Raw genomic sequence first — 20,456 nt, 5'->3', positions numbered from 1 at the left:
CCACGCCCCGTTTAGCCGATGAATGGCTGATATTCGACGCCGCCGCCGATCAGTCCGGCGACCACCCAATAGTTCTCGTTGCTTTCGCTGAAAGCCGCCAATACCGTGCCCAGGTCGGTCAGTTTGTTGTCGAGGACCGAGAGCCAGAAGTCGTAGCCGCCCTTCTCGGGCTCGCGATCGAGGATGTTCTGGTACAGGCGGGTGACGATCTCCGCATTGCTTGCATTGGCGCCAAACAGCTTGATGAATTCCTCCCCCTGGGTAAAACCTCCCGCGACCGTCTGCAGCGACACGCCGCGGTCGAGCATCTCGATCCAGAAGCCCAGGCCGACCTTGTCCGGCTCGCGGTCGAAGGCGGCGCGGTAGAGGCGGTAGGCCTGGCCGGCAGTGCCATTCGTTCCGGTGTCGAAAGCGATGGCGCTGTCGGCGAATACCAGGCGTTCGATGCCGTCCACACGGTCCTTGCCGTCATTGGCGCCGGCGCGCAGGTCGGCCACCATCGGTGTATAGGTGTTGAAGCCGACGAGCGCGTACTGGCTGCGCGCGCCGCTGAACACCGCGGTGTCGACGCCGGCGCCGCCGGCGAGCAGGTCGTTGCCGCCGCCGCCCACCAGCACGTCGTTACCATCGCCTCCGTGCAGGAGGTCGGAACCCGCATTGCCTTCCAGGCGGTCACGCCCGGTGCTGCCGTGCACTTCCGGCGCCAGGGAGCCCGCATTGTCGCCGGGCGCGTAGCCGTAACGGAAGTTGGCGCCGCTCAGCGTCTCCTTCGCGATGCCTTTCAGTGTGACCAGGTCGGCGGCGGCTTTCGGCCCTTCCGATCCGTCCTCGTCGAAACGCAGCACGGTATCTGCCCCGCGCTGCTCGAGGGAGAAGTGGCCGGTGGCGAACGGCGACTGGCGTACCCAGCCCAGCAGCTCGAACACGTCCAGCACGTCGCCGCCGGCGCCGGCCTGGAAGTCCGTGATGATGTAGGCCGCCGTTGGCGTCGGCACGTTCAGCTGGAAGGTGTCGCTGCCGGCGCCGCCGCTCATGGTCGCGCCGACCCCGGGCTGGGTGCCGTTCTGGATCGTGATGCGGTCGTTGCCGTCGCCGCCGTCGAGGGTGACACGGTAGTTGAAGGCCGCCGTACCGAAGCCGGTATAGCGCGCCAGCACCAGGCGGTCGTCTCCTGCGCCGCCCAGCAGGGTGTCCGCGCCGTAGCTGCTGGTCAGGGTATCGTTGCCTGCGCCGCCGTCGAGCACGTCGTCGCCGCTGAACATGGTCGGCCAGGGCGAGCCGTAGCCGTCGACCGGCACCACGCCGGCCTTGTCGCCGTCGAGCTGGTCGTCGCCGTCCCCGCCTTCGAGCCGGTCGTTGCCCATCGAACCGGACAGCACGTCGTTGCCGGCGCCGCCGCGCAGGATATCGTCGAGCCAGCTGCCCACGAGCTGATCCCGGCCGTCGGTGCCGGTCATGGTCTGGCCGGTTGCCGAGCCGTCGGGATTGAAGCCGAAGCTGATGTTCTGCGCGGTAAGCGTGGACTTGTCGACGTTGCGCAGCACCAGCGCGTCCGCGAAGGCGGCGCCGCTGTCGCGGCTTACGCGCGCCTGCAGGACGGTGTCGGCGCCACGCTGGATCAGTTGCGCGCTGCCGCCGGGTGCGAAGGGGTTCGACGGCGAAGGTGCGACCAGGCTCATGACGTCGATGATGTCGCCGCCTGCGCCGGCCTGGAAATCGTTGACATACGCCGTCGTCCCGGCCAGGATGCTGCCCGGACGGTAGGTATCGACGCCGGCGCCGCCGCTGAGCCGGACGGTGGAGGCGGCGTTGCCGAGGGAATTGATCAGGAAGGTATCGTTGCCATCGCCGCCGGTCGCCTCGATCTGGTAGGCGGCGCTGTTGAAACCGCCGAAGATCTCGATGGTGTCGTCGCCCGCGCCGCCGTCGATCGTGCCGCTGCTGCCTTCCGCGCGCAGCCTGTCGTTGCCGGCGTCGCCAAACAGCGCATTGCGTCCGGCCGCGGCGTACAGCCCATCGTCGCCATCGCCGCCGCGCAGGGTGTTGTCGCCGTACTGGTCCTGCAGTATGTCATTGCCGGCGCCGCCAAGCAGCTCGTCGTTGCCTTCTTCGCCGTACAAATTGTCGTTGCCTTCGCCGCCGTCGAGGCGGTCGTTGCCATCGCGGCCGGATAGCTGGTCGTTGCCGGCGTCCCCGTAGAGTTTGTCGGCGCCGGCGTTGCCAATCAAGTAGTCGTTGCCGTCGCCGCCCCGGATGGTGTCGTCGAGGTTACCGCCTTGCAGATTGTCGTTGCCGGCGGTGCCCGCGATGTCCAGGCCGGTCGAGCTACCGTCGGGTCTGGCGCCCTGGGTGAAGTTGGCGCCGGTGAAGTTGGCCACCAGGGTATTCTCGAAGGCGATGCGGCTCGCCCAGACGCCGGAGCCGGCCGGTCCGTCGAGATCGATCTGCAGCAGCACGCGGCTGCCATCCTGCACCAGGCGCGCCTGGCCGGCAGCGCCGAAAGGATTGGCGCTGAAGTTCCAGCTGAACGAGTACAGGTCCACCACGTCGCCGCCGGCGCCGGTCTGGAAATCGGTGATGGTGAGCAGGGGCCAGCGCTCGCCCCCCTCGAAGCGGTAGGTGTCGACGCCGGCGCCGCCGCTGGCCTGGATCGGGCGCGTCTCGCCGTACACTGAGCGCACCGTCATCCGGTCGTTGCCGGCGCCCAGGTCGACCACCATGGCCGTGTTGCTGGCCTGGCTGCCGGCGGCCTCGACCGACACCGTGTCGTCGCCTGCGCCGGCCAGCACCTTGGCGGCCCAGCCGTAGGCAGTGATCTGGTCATTGCCGTCGCCGCCGTCCAGGATGGTGACGGCAGCGCCGTCCATGTGCGTCCAGCCGCCGGTGAGGGTATCGTCGCCGGCGCCGCCCAACAGGTGGTCGTTGCCGGAATAGCTGTTCAGGATGTCGCGGCCGTCGCCGCCGTCGAGATAGTTGGCGCCGGCTCCGCCGTCGAGCCGGTCGTCACCGCCGCCGCCATACAGCCGGTCGTCGCCTTCCCCGCCTTCGAGACTGTCGTTGCCGGTCCCGCCATGCAGCTCGTCGTTGCCCAGTCCGCCCGAGATCGTATCGCCGCCGCCGACGATGCTCTCGTCGCCGCCGTAGAGCTTGTCATCGCCGGCCTCGCCGTTGATGGTGTCGTTGCCGTCACCGCCTTCGATGATGTCGTTCAGCGCGCCGCCATTCAAGGTGTCGGCGCCCGCCGTGCCGCGCAGCGTCATGCCCTGGTTGGTGCCGCTCGGGTCGTAGCCGCCGGCGAAGGATGCGCCCGTCAGCGCGGACAACTGGACGTTCTCGAGCGTGACCACGAGCCAGGGTTGTTCGCTGCCGGCGGCGCCGTCGCTGTCGGCATAGATCCTGACGTGGGCGCCTTCCTGCATCGCCTTCAGATAGCCGGCGGCGCCGAAGGGATTGCCGTTGATGACGCGGTTGGAATGGATGGAGCGCAGGTCGAGCACGTCGCCCGGGCTGAAGTCCAGGATCGTCAGGTCGGCGAAGGACGAAATCACGAACGTGTCCGCGCCCGCGCCGCCGCTGGCGACGATCTTGATGTTGCTGGACGCGAAACCGACTCGCAGGGTATCGTTGCCATCCTCGCCCGCCATGGTCAGGGTCCGCGCCGTATTTCCGTAGGTTGATTCCAGCTGCAGGATGTCGTTGCCGGCCCCGCCCAGCATACGGTCGTTGCCGGCGCCACCGCTGAGGATGTCGTTACCGGCTCCACCCTCCATCAGGTTGTTCCCGAAGGTGCTGCTGGTCAGGCGGTCCTCGCCATCGCCGCCGCGCAGGATGTTGTCGCCGGCATTGCCGTCCAGGTAATCGTTACCCGCGCCGCCTTCGAGCAGGTCGTTGCCGGCGCCGCCCCTGAGCGTGTCGTCGCCGTCCAGGCCATACAGTGTATCGTCGAGGAACATGCCCTCGAGTTGATCCCGTTCGGCAGTGCCAGTGAGGGTAAGGCCCGTGGTCCCGCCACGCGGATCGATACCGCCGGTGAAGTTGGCGGCGGTAAGCTGGTTCGGCTGCACGCCGGTCAGCGTCAGCAGGGTCGCATAGGCCGGTGGGGTGGCGGAATCGCGCAGCTGGAGCAGGGTATCGGCGCCGGAGGCGAGCAGACGCAGCAAGCCGCTGGTGAAGGGATTGCCGTTTTCCTGCATACGGTAAATCTGCAGCAGGTTAATCTGATCGCCGCCGGCACCCGGGGTAAAGTCGGTGATACTCAAGGCATTCGCGCCGATCGCCTGGCCGTTGGTGTTGACGATAAAGGTGTCCGCATCCGCTCCGCCGGAGATCGCAATCGCCGCCTGGGTACTTCCGAGACTGACCTGGATCGTGTCCCGGCCACTGCCGCCGTTCACCGTGGTCGGTCGCGCGGTCGATCCGCTCATCCTGAGCTCGATGACATCGTCGCCGTTCCCGCCCGCATACGACGTGCCGAGGTAGCCGCTGAGGCGGTCGTTGCCATCACCACCGTCGAGCACGCCGGTGGCGTCGTAGTCGAGTTCCAGCCGGTCGTCGCCGTCGCCGCCGAGCATGGTGTCGTGGCCGAGCGAGTTGGTCAGCATGTCGTTGCCTGCGCCGCCCTCGAGGTGGTCATCGCCGGCGTTGCCGTGCAGGTAGTCGTTGTCGTCGCCGCCGAACACCCGGTCATTGCCGTCGTCCCCGGACAGGTTGTCGCCGCCGGCGCCACCGTAGATGGTGTCATTGCCTGCGCCCCCACGGATGGTGTCGCCGTTGCTGTACGGCTGTCCTGAGGCTTCGTCGCCGCCGCGCAGGATGTCGTCGCCACCGTGGCCATTGATCGTGTCGCTGCCGCCCAGGCCATCCATGGTGTCGGCCAGGTCGCTGCCGTTCATGGTGTCCACGCCCGCCGTCCCGGTCACGTTCTGCGCCTCGAGAACCAGTCCCGACTGGAAGCTGGTGGACCAGTAGCCGCCGTTGAGCCGGTTGCCGCCGAGGTCGGTGATGGCCTCGCTGCTGAAGGTGATCGAGTAGAGGGACGCGTAGTCGAGGCGCTGCGGCGGGGCGAAGGTGAGGGTCTTGCCCGATACCGTCACATAGGGGCTGCCGGCCAGGGTCTCGGTGATTCCCTGGCCCCTGTTGTTAAGCAGGGCGATCGTGCCGGTGCCGAGCCTGATGTCTTCGTCGAAGGTGAAGACCAGCGGCGCGTCCGCCCGATGGCCGTTCTGCGGCCAGGTCAGCATGACCGGGCCGGTGGTGTCGGTGGCCGCGGCCTGGCCGGACATGCTGTCTTGGAAGATGAAAGGAGAACGGTGGTCGGACATGGCGGATGGTCGAAGAAGGTAAATCCTTCGACTATCCCTGACTCATCCGTTGCTGTCTATGTATGACATGCATTCCATGCGTGTGCAATAAATTTTTGTCGCAGTGCAATTTGCGGTTCAGCCGATATAGGGTTGGTAGAACACGGCATTGCCCACCAGCTCCCACACCGCGTCCTGGTTCTCCTGGCTTTCGCTGAAGGCGGCCAGTACAGTACCCAGGTCGGCCAGCTTGTTGTCGAGTACAGAGAGCCAGAACTCGTAGCCGGCCTGTTCCGGCTCGCGGTCGAGGATGTTGCGGTAGAGGCGGGTGACGATGTCCGCATTGCTCGGGTTGGCCCCATAGAGCCTCGTAAATTCATCCCCCTGGGTGAATCCGCTTCCCACCGTCTGCAGCGATACACCGCGGTCCAGCATCTCGATCCAGAAGCCAAGGCCGCCCAGGTCGGGTTCGCGGTCGAAGGCGGCTCGGTAGATGCGGTAGGCCTGGAAGGCGGTTCCGCCATCGTCCCCGACGCCGATGGCGAGCGCCGTGTCGGCGAACACCAGGCGCTCGATGCCGACCAGCCGGTCCTTGCCGTCCCGGGCACCGTCGCGTAGCTCGGAGACCGTGAAGTCCTGGGGATTGACTGGGCGTACGGTGTAGTCGGCAAAGTTGCCGAGGAACACGGCGGTGTCGGTGCCGTTGCCGCCGTTGAGGTAGTCGTTGCCGGCGAACCCGGCCAGGATGTCGTTGCCGTCGCCGCCATACAGGGTATCGGCGCGCGCGTCGCCGTCCAGGCGGTCACGCCCGTCAGTGCCGCGCAGCTCCGGCGCCATGAGAGCGGGGCTGCCGTCAGGTGCGTAACCGTAGCGAATATTCGCGGCGGTCAGTGTTTCCTTCACGAGGTCCTTGAGAACGACCACGTCGAAGACGGGACCCGGCGCCGTCGGCCCGTTGTCGTCGTAACGCACCACGGTGTCCGCGCCGCGCTGTTCCAGGAGGAAGCGGCCGGAGGCGAAGGGGGATTCGCGCGTGAAGCCCATGAAGTCGAACATGTCGAGGACGTCGCCGCCGGCCCCGGCCTGGAAGTCCGTGATGATCCTGGTGGCCCCTTGCACCCGTGGATTCAGCAACAGCGCGAAGGTGTCGCTGCCGGCGCCGCCCGTCATCGAGGCGGTGACGTTGGACTGGACGCTGGATGACACTTCCAGGAAGTCATTGCCGTCGCCGCCGTCGAGGGTGACTTCGTAAGTGGACTTGGGGAGGGAAGAAGGGGCTGACCTGAGCAACAGGACGTCGTCGCCGGCACCGCCAAGCAAGGTGTCGGCGCCCCAGGACGTGGTGAGGATGTCCTTGCCGGCGCCTCCGTCGAGGAAATCGTCACCGCCAGGAATGTTGACCTGCGGATCATCGCCTTCGGCTATGCCGCCGACATCGGATTTGTCGCCATCGAGCTGGTCATCGCCATCGCCGCCATACAGCCGGTCCTTGCCTTTCGATCCGGCCAGATTGTCGTTGCCGGCGCCGCCTTCGATGGTGTCGTCGAGCAAGCCCCCGAGCAGGGTGTCTGCGGCGGGGGTACCAAGCAGGTCCAGGCCGCGCTCCGATCCGGATGGCGCAAAGCCGCCGATAAAGGAAGCACTCGACAGGCTGGCAAATGTGGTGTTGTCGAGCGTGACGGCGAGCTTGAACCCGCTGCCATTGCGCGCGGCGCCATCGCTGTCGACGTAGATCTTGACTTGCGTTCCCGCCTGTTCCGCTTTCAGGTAGCCAAGGGTGCCGAATGGATTGCCGCTCGTAGTCTGGGAGACGAGCAGGGGGCGCAGGTCGAGCCTGTCGCCTTGCGAGAAATCGGTAATCGTCAGGTCGGCGTAGGCGCCGATGCGGAATGTGTCGGCCCCCGAGCCTCCGCTGGCGAGTACTTTCTCCGAGCCGGTAGCATTGGACACATGCAGGAGGTCGTCGCCCTCGTCTCCTTCCATGCTGACGGTGTGCGCCTTGCCGCCGAGGGACACCAGCATCAGCTGGTCGTTGCCGGCGCCGCCGGACATCCGGTCGTTACCGCTGCCGCTCCTGAGGCGGTCGTTGCCCTCGCCACCGCGCAGCGTATTGCTGCCCGAAGTGTCGTCCAGGTAGTCGTCACCGGCGCCACCGTCGATCAAGTCGTTACCGCCGCCTCCGTACAGGATATCGGCGCCGTCCTCGCCGTTCAGGGTATCGTCGAGCAGCATTCCCTCCAGCTTATCCGCCGCGGTCGTGCCGGTGAGGATGATGCCGGTGGTCCCGCCACGCGGATCGATTCCTCCCATGAAATTGGCGCCGGTGAGTTGGCCCGGCTGGATCCCGGCCAGCTTGAACAGTGTGTGGTAAACCGATTCGTTCACGGCGTCACGCCGTTGGAGCAGGGTGTCGGTACCGGACGCCACCAGGCGCAACTGGCCGCTTGCTAAGGGATTGACGCCGCCTTGCAGCCCCGGCATGCGCAGAAGGTCGATGACGTCGCCGCCGGCGCCTGCGCCAAAATCACGGATGGATATCGCCGTGCCGATGCCGAATGCATCCAGGACGAATACATCAGCGCCATTGCCTCCCGAAACGGAGACATTGCTGCCGTAACTTGCGTCGCCCCTGATCTTGATCGTGTCCTTGCCATCTCCGCCGTCAATGGTGGTCGGGCCCGAATCCTTCCCATACAGATCCACGTCGATGAGATCGTCGCCGGCCCCGCCCAGGTATGCGACACCGGCGCCGCCGCTCAGCTTGTCGTTGCCGCTACCGCCATCGAGCGTACCGCTGCTGCCGGGCGATGCGGACAGGGTATCGTTTCCTTCGCCTCCCGACATGGTATTCCGGCCCGCGTCTCCATTGAGCGTGTCGTCACCAGCGCCGCCATTAAGCTGGTCGTCCCCGGCACCGCCCCAGAGAGAGTCATTGCCATCGCCACCGAGCATGATGTCGTCGCCATCGCCGCCATCCAGGGCATCGTTTCCGCCGTAGCCATAGAGCGTGTCCTTCCCCGCCAGGCCACTGATGGTATCGGCATGGTCGCTGCCCTCCAGGGTGTCGTCACCATCGGTGCCGCTCAGATTCACTGCGACCGGGCCCGGACCGGTGGTGATGCCGAAGACAATGGGATTGCCATCGTTTGCCATCGTCGCGATGAGCGGAGAAATGGTGCTGGTCGCCACGGCATTGCCGAGCATCAGGCCATTCGAAACGGGAGAGGAGCGTTTGGTCATGCCGGAATCGTTCGTGAGTCAACAGGAGCGACGACTATCCCCGACACATCGACGGCTGTCCATATCCAGAGGCAATTTCATGCCGCCTGGATGAGAGGGCGTCTGATTCATGGCGGCCGATGGCAATCGCCCCTCAAACAGCGGCGCCTCGCCCCGCTACGCCTGTCGGTTTGCTATGCTAGCGCCTTTACGCGCGCCGGCGCCGTGCCGGCCGTCATCGAAGGAGCAGAACAATGGTCTCGCTGCAGGAGCAGTTGCTGAAAGCCGGCCTGGTGGACAAGAAGAAGGTCCAGAAGGTCAACCAGGACAAGAGCAAGCAGAAGAAGATCGAGCGCCGCACCGGCGCCGAGTCGGTCAACGAATCGCGCGAGGCCGCGCTCGAGATGCAGCGCCAGAACGCCGAACGGGCGCGCGAGCTGAACGCCCAGCGCGACGCGCAGGCGGCGCAGAAGGCGGTGCGGGCCCAGATCGCCCAGCTGGTGCAGGTGAACCGGCAGCCGCGCGCCGGGTCCGGCAAAGGCGCGGGCAAGGGCGACATCGCCTACAACTTTACCCACGGCAGCAAGATCGAACGCATCTATGTGTCGGAACAGGTGCAGCAGCACCTGGTCGCGGGCCGCCTGGTGATCGTGTTCCTGAATGGGAACTACGAGCTGGTGCCCAAGGTCATCGGCGAGAAGATCGCCGAGCGCGACCCGGCCAGCGTGATCCAGGTGAAGCGGAGCGAGGCCGCGCCGCAGGCAGGGGAAGAGGATCCCTACGCCGACTTCAAGATCCCGGACGACTTCACCTGGTAAGCGCGGCGCATGCCGGACCCGACGCCACCTGCACGGTGGCGTTTTGCATTCGACCAATTGAAACGAATCATTGTTGAGTTGACATTCTCACTGCGCTACACTGGCTCTGTCTCGTTTTTGTAGCGGGACTTGCATAGACAATTGGTTCAAAGGCTGGTCGTATGAGCGCGAAGAAAATGGATGGTTCAGGAGATGGACAGGGCGCCGGCAGCCGGCAGGTGACCTACCGCAGCGGCGTGGCTGCGCGGCTGGCGGGCCTGCCGGTGGAAACGCTGCGGGTGTGGGAGCGGCGTTATGCGCTGTCGGAGACCCAGCGTTCGGCGCACGGGCAGCGGCTGTACACGGCGGAGCAGGTGCGCCGTCTCGGGCTGCTCAAGCAGCTGGTCGACCTCGGCCATCCGATCGGCGTGCTCACCGGCCTGCCGGTAGAGCGGCTGGAAGAGATGATCGCACCCGATCCGGCGCGGGCGCGCGAGGTCAGCGGGCCGATGCGGGTATTGGTGGTGGGCGACAGCCTGGCGCGCCGCATCGCGGCCAGCGGACGCGACGGCCGCGCGCTGCAGGTGCAGCACCAGCATGCACGGCTCGACCAGGTGGTGGCGAGCGGCGACGGCGTCGTGATCGACGTGCTGCTGATCGAAGCGTCCGAGCTCGACGAAGCCCCGCTGGACAAGGTGATGGCCGCGCGCGACGCGGTGCATCCGGCGGCCACCGTGGTGCTGTACCGCTTCGGCGGCAGCGCCACCATCCGCGCCCTGCGCGCCGAAGGCTGCCTGGTGGCGCGTGTACCGGCCGAGGTCGGCGAACTGGTGCTGCTGTGCCGCTCGGCGCTGGCGGGGCAGGGCATGCCCGCCGAGGATACCGAGGGCGTGGAGGTGGCCCCGCGCCGCCTCGACGATGCCGCGCTGGCGGCGATCACGGCGGCCGGCAACCGCCTCAACTGCGAGTGCCCGCGCCACCTGTCCGAGATCCTCATGATGGTCGGCAGCTTCGAGCGCTACAGCGCCCAGTGCGCATCGCGCAACCAGGAGGACGCGCGCCTGCACCGCGAACTCGAACTGGCCTCCGGCCGGGCCCGCGTGGTGCTGGAAGAGGCGATGATCCGGCTGGCATTGGCGGAGGGATTGCCGCTGCCTGGCAAGGACGGCTAATCCGCTGCAAAGAGAACACCGAAGGGAAGAGAGCCTGGCTACAACGCCAGGCTTTTTTTCGCCCGTATGCCGGTAATTGCGTGCTTAAGTGAAATTGCTGCATGTAAAGCGGATATCGCTTTTGGCGCGCGGACAAGAACACGTTTGATCGGCATCATGCCGACGCGCGATGCTGGGATAAGTCGAACCGTGCGCACCGTGTCCGCTCCATGATCACCCTGATCCGCCCGGATTGTCCGATGCGGCGGGACGGAATTCATCTTTACGGGAGAGACATATGCGGCGCGTGCATACAAACGGCAGGTCGAAGACGAGCGTGGCGTGGTGGCCCTGCCTGCTGCTGGCGCTGGCGGCAGGCGGCACGGCGCTGGCGCAGCAAGCCCCGGCGCCAGCCCTCGAGGAAAACAAGGGCGGTGCGGTCCGCACCACTTACCGGGTGGTCAACCTCGGGTCCGGCGAACTCAGTGCGCTGCCGAAGATCAACGCCCGTGGCCAGATCGTCTTCTCGCTGTGGGACGGCGCCGCCTCGCGCGGCTATTTCTACGACGGCAGAACAGTCCGGGACATCGGCACGCTGGGCGGCAGCGGCACCGTGGCGCTGGGCCTGAACAATGCGGGGCAGCTCGCCGGCGGTTCCTTCACCGTCACGGGCAGCGAACATGCCTTCGTGTGGAGCGCGGGCGGCGGCATGCTCGACCTCGGGGTGCTGCCGTTTACCGCCAACTCGCGCGCGCAGGCGATCAACAACCGCGGCGTCGTCACCGGCTTTTCCGAAGGCGTCCCGAGCACGCCGCCGCTGGCCTTCCGCTGGAGCGTGAGCGAAGGCATGAGCAGCCTCGGTGCGCTTGCGCCCGGCGTCGACGGGGCATCCTGGGGCGCCGCGCTGAACGACGCCGGCCTCATCGCGGGCGCCGCCAACACCGCCAGCCTGGAGCGCCACGCCTTTGCATGGATGCCCGCGCGCGGCCTGGTCGACATCGATACGCTCGGCAGCCTCTACTCGGACGGCATCGCCGTCAGCGCCAGGGGCGAGGTGGCCGGCAGCCGCCTGCCGGCGGACGACGCCACCTATCGCGCCTGGCGCTGGGCGCCCGGCCGCGGCATGCAAGACCTCGGCGCGGCCGGCGGCGTCGAGTCCTTCACCCTCGCCATGAGCCCCGGCGGCCGGATCGCCGGGCTCGTCAACCTGGCCAGCGGCGACCAGCGCGCCATGACCTGGACGCGCACGGAGGGCATGCGCCTGCTCGGCACCCTGGGCGGCGCCAACTCGCGCTCCCAGCAGGCCAACGATCGCGGCCAGGTGGTCGGCTATGCCACCGACCGCACGCAGGCCTTCCGCGCATTCGCCTGGTCGGCCAGGAGCGGCATGGTCGACCTGAACACCCGCCTGCGCAACGCGCCGCCGGGCCTGGTGCTGGACGATGCGCTTGCCATCAACGACAACGGCGACATCGTCTCCAGTTCCAACGCCGGCCTGGTGCTGCTCACCCCCGGCCATCGGCACAAGGGCGGCCATGTGGTCGGGCCCGTGGCGGCGCCGGAGGTCGTGCGGGCAGGCGCCGCATTCGCCGCCACGGTGGCCTGGGTCGATTCCGCCAGGGTGGGCACGCGCAGCGTGAGCTGGTCCTGGGGCGACGGCAGCGGCGCGCAGGCCGGCAAGGTGCGCGAAGCGGGCGAGGCGGGCAGCGCCAGCGCCAGCCACCATTTCGCCATGCCCGGCGTGTATCGCGTCACGGTGACCGTGACCGACCGCAACGGCCGCAGCAAGGCCGTCAGCCGCACCGTCGTTGCCGCCGCATCCGCCGCCGGCACGGTGGCTGCCAGGGGCAGCGTGCTGTCGCCAAGGGGCGCTTACCGGAAAGCGCCGTCATGGGTCGGCAAGGCGGCGTTCAGCCTGGTGGCGCCGCTTGCCGCGACGGGACCGGCGGCGCAGGTGGCGGGCATGCCGGCGCAGGTGCACTTCGACCTGCCCGGGCTGCGCTTTCACAGCAGCAGCTTGCGCTTCCTCGGCCGCCAGGGGGCGCAGCACGTGTTCCACGGTGAGGGATCGATCAATGGCGCAGGCAAGGTGCGCTTCCGCCTCGCGACCACGGTCGGCCTGGCGGGCGCCGCGCCGGAGCGCTTTGCGCTGAAGATCTGGCAGCCGGATCCTGTCTCCGGCAAGGAAGTGGTCCATTACGATAATAGCGGCACGCCCTCGGGAGAGGCCGCGGCCCCGCTGGTGGAGGCAAGCGTGCTGGCGCAATAAAAGGGCGTGGCGGCCTGCGGCCAGGGAGTCTCCTGGCGTGCGGGCGCGGATGGCGATCTGTGCTTGAATGGCGATCCCGGTTCGCGAATGTCCCGGTGCGGTTCAAATCCGGGGCATCGCGGCCATCCATTCGACTATTTCGATGAGGCCAACATGGCAGACACATTCAAGGCTGGCGACAAGGTGCAATGGCAGTCGTCCCAGGGCACGGTGCATGGGACGATCAAGAAGAAGCTGACAGCGCCCACCGAGATCAAGGGCCACCACGTGGCGGCCTCGAAGGAGCACCCCGAGTACCTGGTGGTCAGCGACAAGACCGGGGCGGAGGCGGCGCACAAGGCGGACGCGCTCAAGAAGGCCTGAACACTGCCTGCCCGGCTGGCCCGGCATCGGCTTCATGCCGGGCCGAGGCCCCGCATCCGTGCGTCAGGGCGCTGCCGGCTTTCCGTCGTGCGCGCCGTCGTGTGCCGCTTGCTGTCCTTCGCCATGCGCCGCGTGGGTATTTTCCCAGCCGCCACCAAGCGCCAGGAAGAGCTGCGCCTGGTCCTCCGCCAGTTTTGCGCTGGAAGCGGCGAGCATGCTCTCCGCACTGGCCAGGGTACGGTCCGCGTCCAGGGCAGCGAGGAAGTCGCTGCGGCCGAACTGGTAGAGCCTGGCTGTCTGCTTCGCCGCCAGTGCGCTCTGGTCACGCGCTGCGCGCAGGGCGGCATTGCGGTCGAGTTCGCGGGCGTAGACGGTCAAGGCACTTTCCGTCTCGCGCAGCGCGTTCAGCACCACCGAGTCGAAGCGCGCCAGCGCGCCCTGGGTAGCGATGTTCGCCTGGGCGATGTGCACGCGCGCCGGGCTCAGGGCCGGCAGGTTCCAGGAAATCAATGGCCCCAGCGAGAACTTCCAGGTGTTGGCGTCGCCGAACTGTTCCATGAAGCCGACGCCTCCGAAGGAGGCGCCCAGCGTGATGTTCGGGTAGAGCTCGGCGGTGGCGACGCCGATGCGCGCCGTGCTTGCCGCCAGCCGGCGTTCGGCCTGGCGCACGTCGGGGCGACGGCGCAGCAGGGCCGCGCCGTCGCCGACCGGAATGGCCGCGGCCACGCGCGGCGGCGTGGCGCACTGCGCGACCTCCGCCGGGAACTGGCTCGGCGCCTCGCCGGTCAGCACCGCCAGGCGGTACAGCGCCGTGCGGCGGCCTGCTTCCAGCGGCGGCAGGTTGGCGCGCAGCAGCTCCAGCTGGGCTTGGGCGCGGCTGGTGTCGATGGCGATGCCGCGGCCGCGCTGCACGCGCTGGGCCGTCAGCTTGACGAACTGCTGCTGCAGCGCGACCGATTGCTGCGCCACCTTCAGCTGGTAAGCGGCCGAGCAGGCCTGGGCATAGGCGCGCGTGGTGTCGGCCGCCACCATCACGTGGGCCAGGTCGCTGGCCGCCTGCGCAGCTTCGTGGTCGGCGTGCGCGGCCTCGACGGCGCGGCGGATGCGGCCCCACAGGTCGACCTGGTAGGCCACCTTGATGTCGCCTTCATAGATGCCGGTGCGCGGCAGCTGTTCCGGCAGGCCGATCGAGGCGCCGGCGATGCGGCCGTACAGCGGGGCGGCGCCCATCTCGACCTCCGGGCGTTTCTTTTCCTCGACTTCTTCGAGCACCGCATGGGCGCGCGCCAGGTTCGCCGCAGCCACCCGCAGGTCGGCGTTGGCGCTGAATGCCCTGGCAATCAGCCTGTCCAGTACCGGATCCTGGTACAGGCGCCACCAGTCCTCCGGCAGTGGGTCGGCACTGAACGGCGTCTCGGCGGCTCCCATCAAGGGCGCCCTGGCGGCGTCGCGCTGGATGACGGCCTCTTTCGGCAGCTGGTAGTCGGGGCCGACCGTGGTGCAGGCGCCCAGCACGGCAAGCAGGCACAATGACGCTGCCTTGCCGGCGAGCTTGCGGTTACGATGCATGTTCACTCTTTACTCCGCCTTCCTGGCGCCAGGCGCAGCCGCCACGGCGCGCGCGACGGGTGCGGCATCGGCTTCAGCCGGCAGCACTTCCACGGTCGCGGTCTGTCCGGCGACCAGGCGCACGCCTGCCGGCACCTGGTCGATCGCGATGCGCACCGGGATGCGCTGGGCCAGGCGCACCCAGTTGAAGGTCGGGTTCACGTTCGGCAGCATGTTCGCGCCGGTGCTGCGGTCGCGGTCGGTGATGCCCTCGGCGAAGCTCTCGACGTGGCCCTTGATCGGCTGGCGCACCCCCATCAGGGTCACGTCGACCCTGTCGCCGACCTGGATGGCGGGCAGCTTGGTTTCTTCAAAATAGCCTTCGACATAGAAGGTGTTCCGGTCGATCAGCGCCATCACCGGACGCGCCGCGGTCGCATACGAGCCTTCGCGCAGGTCGAGGTTGGTGACGATGCCGCTGACCGCCGACACCACGTGCGAGCGTTCCAGGTTCAGCCGGGCCGTGTCGCGGTTGACGATGGCCTGGGCAAGGGCTGCCCTGGCCTGGTCGGAGCGGGTGAGGCCTTGCTCGCGCGTTTCCGTCGATACCAGCTCGTCCAGCTCGGTATTGCGCTTGTTCTCGCGCCGGGCCTGGGCCAGGGCCGCCTCGCTTGCGGTCACCTGGGCCTCGGCCTGGCGCAGCGCCAGCGCGAAGCGCGCACGGTCGATCTCGAACAGCGGTTCGCCGGCCGCGACGTGCTGGTTGTCGCGCACGTAGACCTTGGTCACCTGGCCGGTCACGTCCGGCGCCACCTGCACCACATACGCTTTCACGCGGCCGTCGCGGGTCCACGGCGCCAGCTCGTAGTGGCGCCACATATGCCAGAGCGCGTAGGCCGCGCCGGCGGTGGCCAGCAAGGTGACGCCGACCCGGCCCAGGGCCGGTAGAAATTTGTTCGTAGCCATGTCAGGACCAATTGCGGGTGAAGTAGGCCAGCGTGCCGAGCACGATGACGAACAGGGAAAAATCGAACAGCGCCGGATGCCACACCAGGCGGTAGAAGCCGGTGCGCGCCAGGGCCAGGTTCAGGACGCGGGATATCAGCAGTGCCGCCAGCGTCAGCAGCAGGAGCGGAGGAAGGTAGAGGCCGTAGAGGCTGACTTCGCCGATCATCGGATCTCCTTGTCGTAAGCAGTCAGGGTGGAAGGTTCGTAGGCCGGCGCCTGGGGAAACAGGTCGCGCCGCATGCCGGTGAGGGCGGCCAGCGCCTCGCGCTGGGCGGTATCGACCGTGCCCTGGCAGACCGCGCGCAGGCTGTTGTCGAGGGCAGCCAGCAAGGCGGCTTCCTCATCCCGGTCGAGCGCCGGCAAACGCGCGAAGCGGCGCGACAGCCGGGACATCAGGGAGGCGAGTGCCGCTTCGCCACGCCCGAGCTGCGTCCGTACGGACTGCAGCAGGCTCATGTTCAGGCCCACGCGCAGGTCGCGCAGCGCGTCGGCCGCCTGCAGGTCTGCGTGGGCCCCGGCCATCGCCAGGCGCGGGGTGAGCAGGCCGACGCGGTCGACCATGCGCGCCGAGAATTCCCTTGGTGCGGTCACGCGCTCGCCGCTGCCCAGGCGCGCCAGCTCCTGCCAGCCCGCCCTGAGCAGGCGGCGCGCGGTCCAGCCGGCGCCGACGCTGCGCAGCACGCGGGTGATGAGGGCGGCGGCGGCCAGGCCCATGATCTGCGCCAACATGCCGTTGGTGAAGGAGACGATGTCGGCGCTGTGGGTGTCGACCATGGCCAGGGCGCCGCAGATGCCGAAGAGAAAAGGCATGGCACGCCCGAAGGTCGACGGCCGTGCCAGCAGCACGCCCAGCACCAGGAAGGTCGGCGCGCAGGCCAGCACCAGCGACTCGAATCCGTGCACCGCCGGCAGGATCGCCAGCAGGTACAGCGCCGCTACCGGAATCGAATACACGGTATAGGTGAGGAAACCCTGGATGAAGGGCGCCGGGTCGTCCTGGCCGGCGAAGAAGCAGCACAGCACCGCCGCCATCATTGGCGCGGCCGCGCCGGCCGGCCAGCCGGTGAGGATCCAGAAGGCGCAGCAGGCCAGCACGGCGACGACGGCGGCAAGCGCCGACAGCAGGGCCATGCCGCGGTCCTGGTGCAGGGCGCTGGGCGCGACGCCGGGCAAGTGGCGCACGCTGTCGGGCAGGTGGCCATGCACGCCGGCGTCGATGTGCTGGCGCAGCAGGCGCGTCTCCAGCACCAGGTCGACCAGCATGTGCAGGCGCGCCGCCAGGTTCAGCGCCAGGAGGCCGGGCCAGTCGAGTTCACGCCCGCCTTGCGGGGCCAGCGCGTCGATGCGCGTGTGCAGGGCCGCGCCCCGGACCGCGAGGGGCGTGTCTTTCGGGGTTTCAAGCAGGGCAGTCACGTCTTCCAGCACCGTGCGCCAGCGCGCCGACACGACGTCCGCGCCCAGTTCGCGCAGCGCCGCCAGGCGGTCCTCGATGCTTGAAACGATGGGCACGAACTGCGCAAGCCGTTCCTGCAGCGCGTTGACCGCCTTCTCGGTCCAGCGCAGCTGCGAGGTGTCGAAGGGTAGATGAGTGCTCATCAGGCGCAGCTCGGTGATGTCGCCGGCCAGCCTGCGGCGCTCGCCCGCGCTGCGCGCATCGCCGCCGGGTTTGAGCGCATCGCGGATCCAGGCCCCGGCGTCACGCGCCGCGCCGTCCAGGCGGGCCAGCAGCACCGGCGCGAAGCTCTGCGGCAGCACCAGGGTGTGCACCAGGGTCGCGCAGGCCATGCCCAGCACGATCTCCTCGACCCGCGCGAGCGCGATGTCGAAGATGGCGCCCGGTTCGCCCACCGCCGGAAAGCCGATCAGGCCGGCCGTGTAGCCGGCCAACATCAGCACATAGGAACGCGGTGTGCGGTCCAGCAGCGAGAAGTACAGGCAGCCGCCGATCCACAGCGCCAGCGCGAGCGAGAGCAGCTCGGGGGCGTTCGACAGCTGCGGCACCAGGAACACGACCGCAATGGCGCCGAGCACGGTGCCGCCCGCCCGGTAGATGCCCTTGGAGCGGGTCGGCCCGGCGAAAGGGGCGGAGACGATATAGGCCGTCATCATCGCCCAGAAAGGACGCGGCAGTCCGATGCGCATCGATAGGTAAACCGAGAGCATCGCTGCCGCGAATGACTTGATGGAGAACAGCATCTCCGACCGGCTGGCCAAGGTCATGCCTGCCTCACGCTTGCCTGCTGCCGGCGCCGTCGGAAGAAGTCATGTTGGCAATCGCCGCCGGCAGGCCGGACAGCACCCGCAGGCAGGCCTCGACGTCGGCGGGTTCGAACTCGCCGAACAGCTTGCGGCGGAAGGGCCGCAGGGCCTGGTCCATCTGTTCCGCCGCCTGGCGCCCCTCGTCGGTCAGGCGCAGGATCTTCGCGCGGCGGTCGGCCGGGTCTTCGTGGCGCTCCACCAGCTTCGAGGCGATCAGGCAGTCGACCACGCGCACCAGCGAGGACGCTTCCAGGCCGAGGGCAAGCGCCAGCACGCCGGGCCGCACGCCGTCCTCGCCGAAGCGGCTGATGACCAGCACCGGCAGGCCGGTCGCCTGGGACAGGCCGTAGTCGGCCGCGATCTTGTCGGCGGCGGCGCGGTAGGCGCGCGAAGCGTAGCTGAGGGCGGCGGTCAGCTTGCCGAGGGTCTGGTCGGATACGCTCATTTGATTGGCATACACATTGTTCTCATGCGAAAGCTTAGCATGCGAAGTAATTTCTTTCAAGGAGAGGCTGTGATCAAGCGAAAACGCCGGGCCTCAAGGCCCGGCGTTTGTCGATGGTGGCTTGCCGGCGCGGCGGCAGCGTTCGGAGCAGTATTTCACCCGCTCCCAGTCGCGTTCCCACTTCTTGCGCCAGGTGAAGGGCAGTCCGCAGTGCGCGCACTCCTTCGTCGGCAGTTCCGACTTCTTGCGCATTTTCATTGGAGCGGGGCGCCGCAAGGGTCGAGCGCGGAATGCGCGGTCGACGACATCTGGCCCTCGCCGGCGGGCACGTCCTGCGTTGCCCCATACCGCAGCGCCAGGCTGGCGGCGATCTGTCCGACGTGCTCGCGCAGCGACGCCGGCGCCAGCACTTCGGCTTCGGCGCCGAAGCGCAGCAGCTCGTACGCCGCGTGGCGCACCGGTCCGACCGGCAGGGTGACTGTGCGCCAGCCATCGGCCGACGCCTCCCCGACCGTGGCGTGGGTGATGGAATAGGGCGGCAGGAAGGCGTCCATCATCTTGAACCCCCAGGGCGACAGCCGCAAGGTCGCCAGTTCCGGATGCTGCTCCTGCTCGAAGCGGCGCGCATTCTCGGCCCAGTAGGTCGGCAGGTCGAACTCCCTGGCCCCGTCGATGTGGCCGTCGAGCAGCTGCAGCGCGAGGATGCGGGAAACGCGATAGGTGCGCACATCGGCGCCGCACCGGGCGACCAGGTACCAGGCCCCGCCCTTGAGCACGATGCCGAGCGGGTCCAGTTCGCGCTCGTTTTCGCCTTTCCAGCTGCGGTAGCGGATGCGGATCGGCTGTTCGCCCCACACGGCCTGCGCCAGTTGCGGCAGGCAGGCCGGCCGTTCGCTCGCTTCGAACCAGCCGGGCACATCCAGGTGGAAGCGCAGGCGCATCCGGCCGGCGCCTTCGCGGACGTCGGCGGGAAGGGCGGCCAGCAGCTTGTCACGGGCGCTGGCACAGGCCGCGTCCAGGCCGAGTTCGGCCGCCTGTCCGGACAGGCCGCTCAGGAACAGGACTTCGGCTTCCAGCGCGGACATGCCGTTCAGGCGCGTGCGATAGCCGTCCAGCAGGCGGTAGCCGCCCTGGTTGCCGCGTTCGCTGTAGATCGGGATGCCGGCGGCGCTCAGGGCGTCGACGTCGCGGTAGATGGTGCGCAGCGATACCCCGTATTCGTCGGCAAGCGCACGCGCGCTCGCGCGGCCGCGGGCCTGCAGGGTCGTGAGGATGAAGAGAAGTCGGCTCGCTCGCATCGGGCCAGTGTAATCCAAATCCTTCCGCATACCTGACAGAAGATGTCAGCTTGGCAGGCATACCATGCTCGCAGTCGACCGCGGATCGGCCTTCATCAACCATTCATCCAGGACATCACCATGAGCACACAGCGCAGCATCACCTTCTTCCACTCGCCGCACACCCGGTCCTCGAGTACCTTCACCCTGCTCGAGGAACTGGGTGCGCCCTACGAAATGCGGGTCCTGAACATGAAGGCCGGCGAACAGCGCCAGCCCGCCTACCTGGCCGTGAATCCTTTAGGTAAAGTGCCTGCCATCATGGACGGCGACACCGTCGTCACCGAGCAGGTCGCGATCTTCATCCACCTGGCCGACAGGGTTCCCGAGGCGGGCCTGGCGCCCTCCCTCGGCGATCCGCGGCGCGGCGCCTACCTGCGCTGGCTGGTCTACTATGCGGCCTGCTTCGAGCCGGCGCTGGTGGACCGCAGCATGGAACGCGCACCGGCTCCCCATATGAGTTCGCCCTACGGCGACTTCGACGCCATGCTCGGCGTGATCGACGCCCAGCTGCAGCGCGGTCCCTACCTGCTCGGCGACACCATGTCGGCCGCCGACGTCCTGTGGGGAACGGCGCTGGGCTGGGCCATGGCCTACGCCGGCGTACCGCGCCTGCCCGCTCTGGTCGAGTATGCCGAACGCATGGGCGCCCGCCCGGCGTCGAAACGCGTGGAAGAACGCGACATGGCCCTGGTCGCCGAACACGAGGCGGCCCTGGCGCAAGCGTAGGACTGCCCGCCACGGCCAGGTCATTGCCAGG

At 68.1% G+C, this 20,456-nt stretch carries 14 protein-coding genes; 5 read left to right on the top strand and 9 right to left on the bottom strand.

Features of this window, described 5'->3' with window-relative positions; genetic code table 11:
- Window positions 1-11: 11 nt before the first annotated feature.
- The gene (locus ACQ7JA_RS22560) at window positions 12-5,321 is read right to left on the bottom strand and encodes a DUF4214 domain-containing protein (protein ID WP_430901934.1); all 5,310 of its coding nucleotides are present in this window, start codon (window positions 5,319-5,321) and stop codon (window positions 12-14) included.
- Window positions 5,322-5,438: 117 nt separating this feature from the next.
- Window positions 5,439-8,540 (bottom strand): DUF4214 domain-containing protein, encoded by a 3,102-nt coding sequence (locus ACQ7JA_RS22555; protein WP_430901932.1) that lies wholly within the window; start codon window positions 8,538-8,540, stop codon window positions 5,439-5,441.
- A 233-nt stretch (window positions 8,541-8,773) separates the two neighbouring features.
- Between ACQ7JA_RS22555 and ACQ7JA_RS22550 the strand changes: the two genes are divergently transcribed.
- The 4 genes from ACQ7JA_RS22550 to ACQ7JA_RS22535 all read left to right on the top strand — a co-directional run bounded on the left by ACQ7JA_RS22550 (window position 8,774) and on the right by ACQ7JA_RS22535 (window position 13,099).
- Window positions 8,774-9,337, top strand: coding sequence for a DUF2058 domain-containing protein (locus tag ACQ7JA_RS22550; protein WP_430901930.1), 564 nt, complete (start codon window positions 8,774-8,776; stop codon window positions 9,335-9,337).
- Between the two features lie 161 nt (window positions 9,338-9,498).
- Window positions 9,499-10,488 (top strand): MerR family transcriptional regulator, encoded by a 990-nt coding sequence (locus ACQ7JA_RS22545; protein ID WP_430901928.1) that lies wholly within the window; start codon window positions 9,499-9,501, stop codon window positions 10,486-10,488.
- A gap of 277 nt (window positions 10,489-10,765) precedes the next feature.
- Window positions 10,766-12,736, top strand: a complete 1,971-nt coding sequence (locus tag ACQ7JA_RS22540; RefSeq protein ID WP_430901926.1) for a PKD domain-containing protein — start codon at window positions 10,766-10,768, stop codon at window positions 12,734-12,736.
- A 153-nt stretch (window positions 12,737-12,889) separates the two neighbouring features.
- Complete coding sequence (locus tag ACQ7JA_RS22535) at window positions 12,890-13,099, top strand: DUF2945 domain-containing protein (RefSeq protein ID WP_430901924.1); 210 nt, start codon at window positions 12,890-12,892, stop codon at window positions 13,097-13,099.
- Window positions 13,100-13,162: 63 nt separating this feature from the next.
- Here ACQ7JA_RS22535 and ACQ7JA_RS22530 read toward each other — a convergent pair whose 3' ends face one another.
- From ACQ7JA_RS22530 to ACQ7JA_RS22500, 7 genes are all read right to left on the bottom strand, one after another.
- Entirely contained in the window at window positions 13,163-14,668 is a 1,506-nt protein-coding gene (locus tag ACQ7JA_RS22530) for an efflux transporter outer membrane subunit (protein ID WP_430902007.1), read from the bottom strand.
- Between the two features lie 9 nt (window positions 14,669-14,677).
- Complete coding sequence (locus ACQ7JA_RS22525; RefSeq protein ID WP_430901922.1) at window positions 14,678-15,613, bottom strand: efflux RND transporter periplasmic adaptor subunit; 936 nt, start codon at window positions 15,611-15,613, stop codon at window positions 14,678-14,680.
- 1 nt (window position 15,614) lies between these two features.
- Window positions 15,615-15,821, bottom strand: coding sequence for a DUF1656 domain-containing protein (locus tag ACQ7JA_RS22520; protein ID WP_430901920.1), 207 nt, complete (start codon window positions 15,819-15,821; stop codon window positions 15,615-15,617).
- Entirely contained in the window at window positions 15,818-17,875 is a 2,058-nt protein-coding gene (locus ACQ7JA_RS22515) for an FUSC family protein (RefSeq protein ID WP_430901918.1), read from the bottom strand. The genes ACQ7JA_RS22520 and ACQ7JA_RS22515 overlap by 4 nt, the downstream gene beginning before the upstream one ends.
- A gap of 7 nt (window positions 17,876-17,882) precedes the next feature.
- Window positions 17,883-18,359 carry a MarR family winged helix-turn-helix transcriptional regulator gene (locus ACQ7JA_RS22510; RefSeq protein ID WP_430901916.1) on the bottom strand — a complete coding sequence of 159 codons (477 nt, stop codon included), beginning with the start codon at window positions 18,357-18,359 and terminating at the stop codon, window positions 17,883-17,885.
- 93 nt (window positions 18,360-18,452) lie between these two features.
- Window positions 18,453-18,611 carry a DUF2256 domain-containing protein gene (locus ACQ7JA_RS22505; protein ID WP_430902006.1) on the bottom strand — a complete coding sequence of 53 codons (159 nt, stop codon included), beginning with the start codon at window positions 18,609-18,611 and terminating at the stop codon, window positions 18,453-18,455.
- Between the two features lie 2 nt (window positions 18,612-18,613).
- Window positions 18,614-19,657 (bottom strand): helix-turn-helix transcriptional regulator, encoded by a 1,044-nt coding sequence (locus ACQ7JA_RS22500; protein ID WP_430901914.1) that lies wholly within the window; start codon window positions 19,655-19,657, stop codon window positions 18,614-18,616.
- 120 nt (window positions 19,658-19,777) lie between these two features.
- On the opposite strand from ACQ7JA_RS22500, the gene ACQ7JA_RS22495 reads away from it, so the two are divergent.
- Window positions 19,778-20,425 (top strand): glutathione S-transferase family protein, encoded by a 648-nt coding sequence (locus ACQ7JA_RS22495; protein WP_430901912.1) that lies wholly within the window; start codon window positions 19,778-19,780, stop codon window positions 20,423-20,425.
- Window positions 20,426-20,456: the final 31 nt, after the last annotated feature.

Origin of the sequence: Massilia sp. BKSP1R2A-1, from assembly GCF_050586525.1 — a bacterium.
GTDB lineage: Bacteria > Pseudomonadota > Gammaproteobacteria > Burkholderiales > Burkholderiaceae_D > Telluria.
Note: the sequence above shows the minus strand (reverse complement) of the source record. Positions and strands in the feature narration are given on the sequence as shown.

Coding starts and splice junctions, on each gene's coding strand:
- ACQ7JA_RS22495 (WP_430901912.1), top strand. CDS start 19,778: ATGAGCACACAGCGCAGCATCACCTTCTTCCACTCGCCGCACACCCGG.
- ACQ7JA_RS22510 (WP_430901916.1), bottom strand. CDS start 18,359: ATGAGCGTATCCGACCAGACCCTCGGCAAGCTGACCGCCGCCCTCAGC.
- ACQ7JA_RS22560 (WP_430901934.1), bottom strand. CDS start 5,321: ATGTCCGACCACCGTTCTCCTTTCATCTTCCAAGACAGCATGTCCGGC.
- ACQ7JA_RS22530 (WP_430902007.1), bottom strand. CDS start 14,668: ATGCATCGTAACCGCAAGCTCGCCGGCAAGGCAGCGTCATTGTGCCTG.
- ACQ7JA_RS22540 (WP_430901926.1), top strand. CDS start 10,766: ATGCGGCGCGTGCATACAAACGGCAGGTCGAAGACGAGCGTGGCGTGG.
- ACQ7JA_RS22525 (WP_430901922.1), bottom strand. CDS start 15,613: ATGGCTACGAACAAATTTCTACCGGCCCTGGGCCGGGTCGGCGTCACC.
- ACQ7JA_RS22550 (WP_430901930.1), top strand. CDS start 8,774: ATGGTCTCGCTGCAGGAGCAGTTGCTGAAAGCCGGCCTGGTGGACAAG.
- ACQ7JA_RS22535 (WP_430901924.1), top strand. CDS start 12,890: ATGGCAGACACATTCAAGGCTGGCGACAAGGTGCAATGGCAGTCGTCC.
- ACQ7JA_RS22545 (WP_430901928.1), top strand. CDS start 9,499: ATGAGCGCGAAGAAAATGGATGGTTCAGGAGATGGACAGGGCGCCGGC.
- ACQ7JA_RS22500 (WP_430901914.1), bottom strand. CDS start 19,657: ATGCGAGCGAGCCGACTTCTCTTCATCCTCACGACCCTGCAGGCCCGC.
- ACQ7JA_RS22505 (WP_430902006.1), bottom strand. CDS start 18,611: ATGCGCAAGAAGTCGGAACTGCCGACGAAGGAGTGCGCGCACTGCGGA.
- ACQ7JA_RS22515 (WP_430901918.1), bottom strand. CDS start 17,875: ATGACCTTGGCCAGCCGGTCGGAGATGCTGTTCTCCATCAAGTCATTC.
- ACQ7JA_RS22555 (WP_430901932.1), bottom strand. CDS start 8,540: ATGACCAAACGCTCCTCTCCCGTTTCGAATGGCCTGATGCTCGGCAAT.
- ACQ7JA_RS22520 (WP_430901920.1), bottom strand. CDS start 15,821: ATGATCGGCGAAGTCAGCCTCTACGGCCTCTACCTTCCTCCGCTCCTG.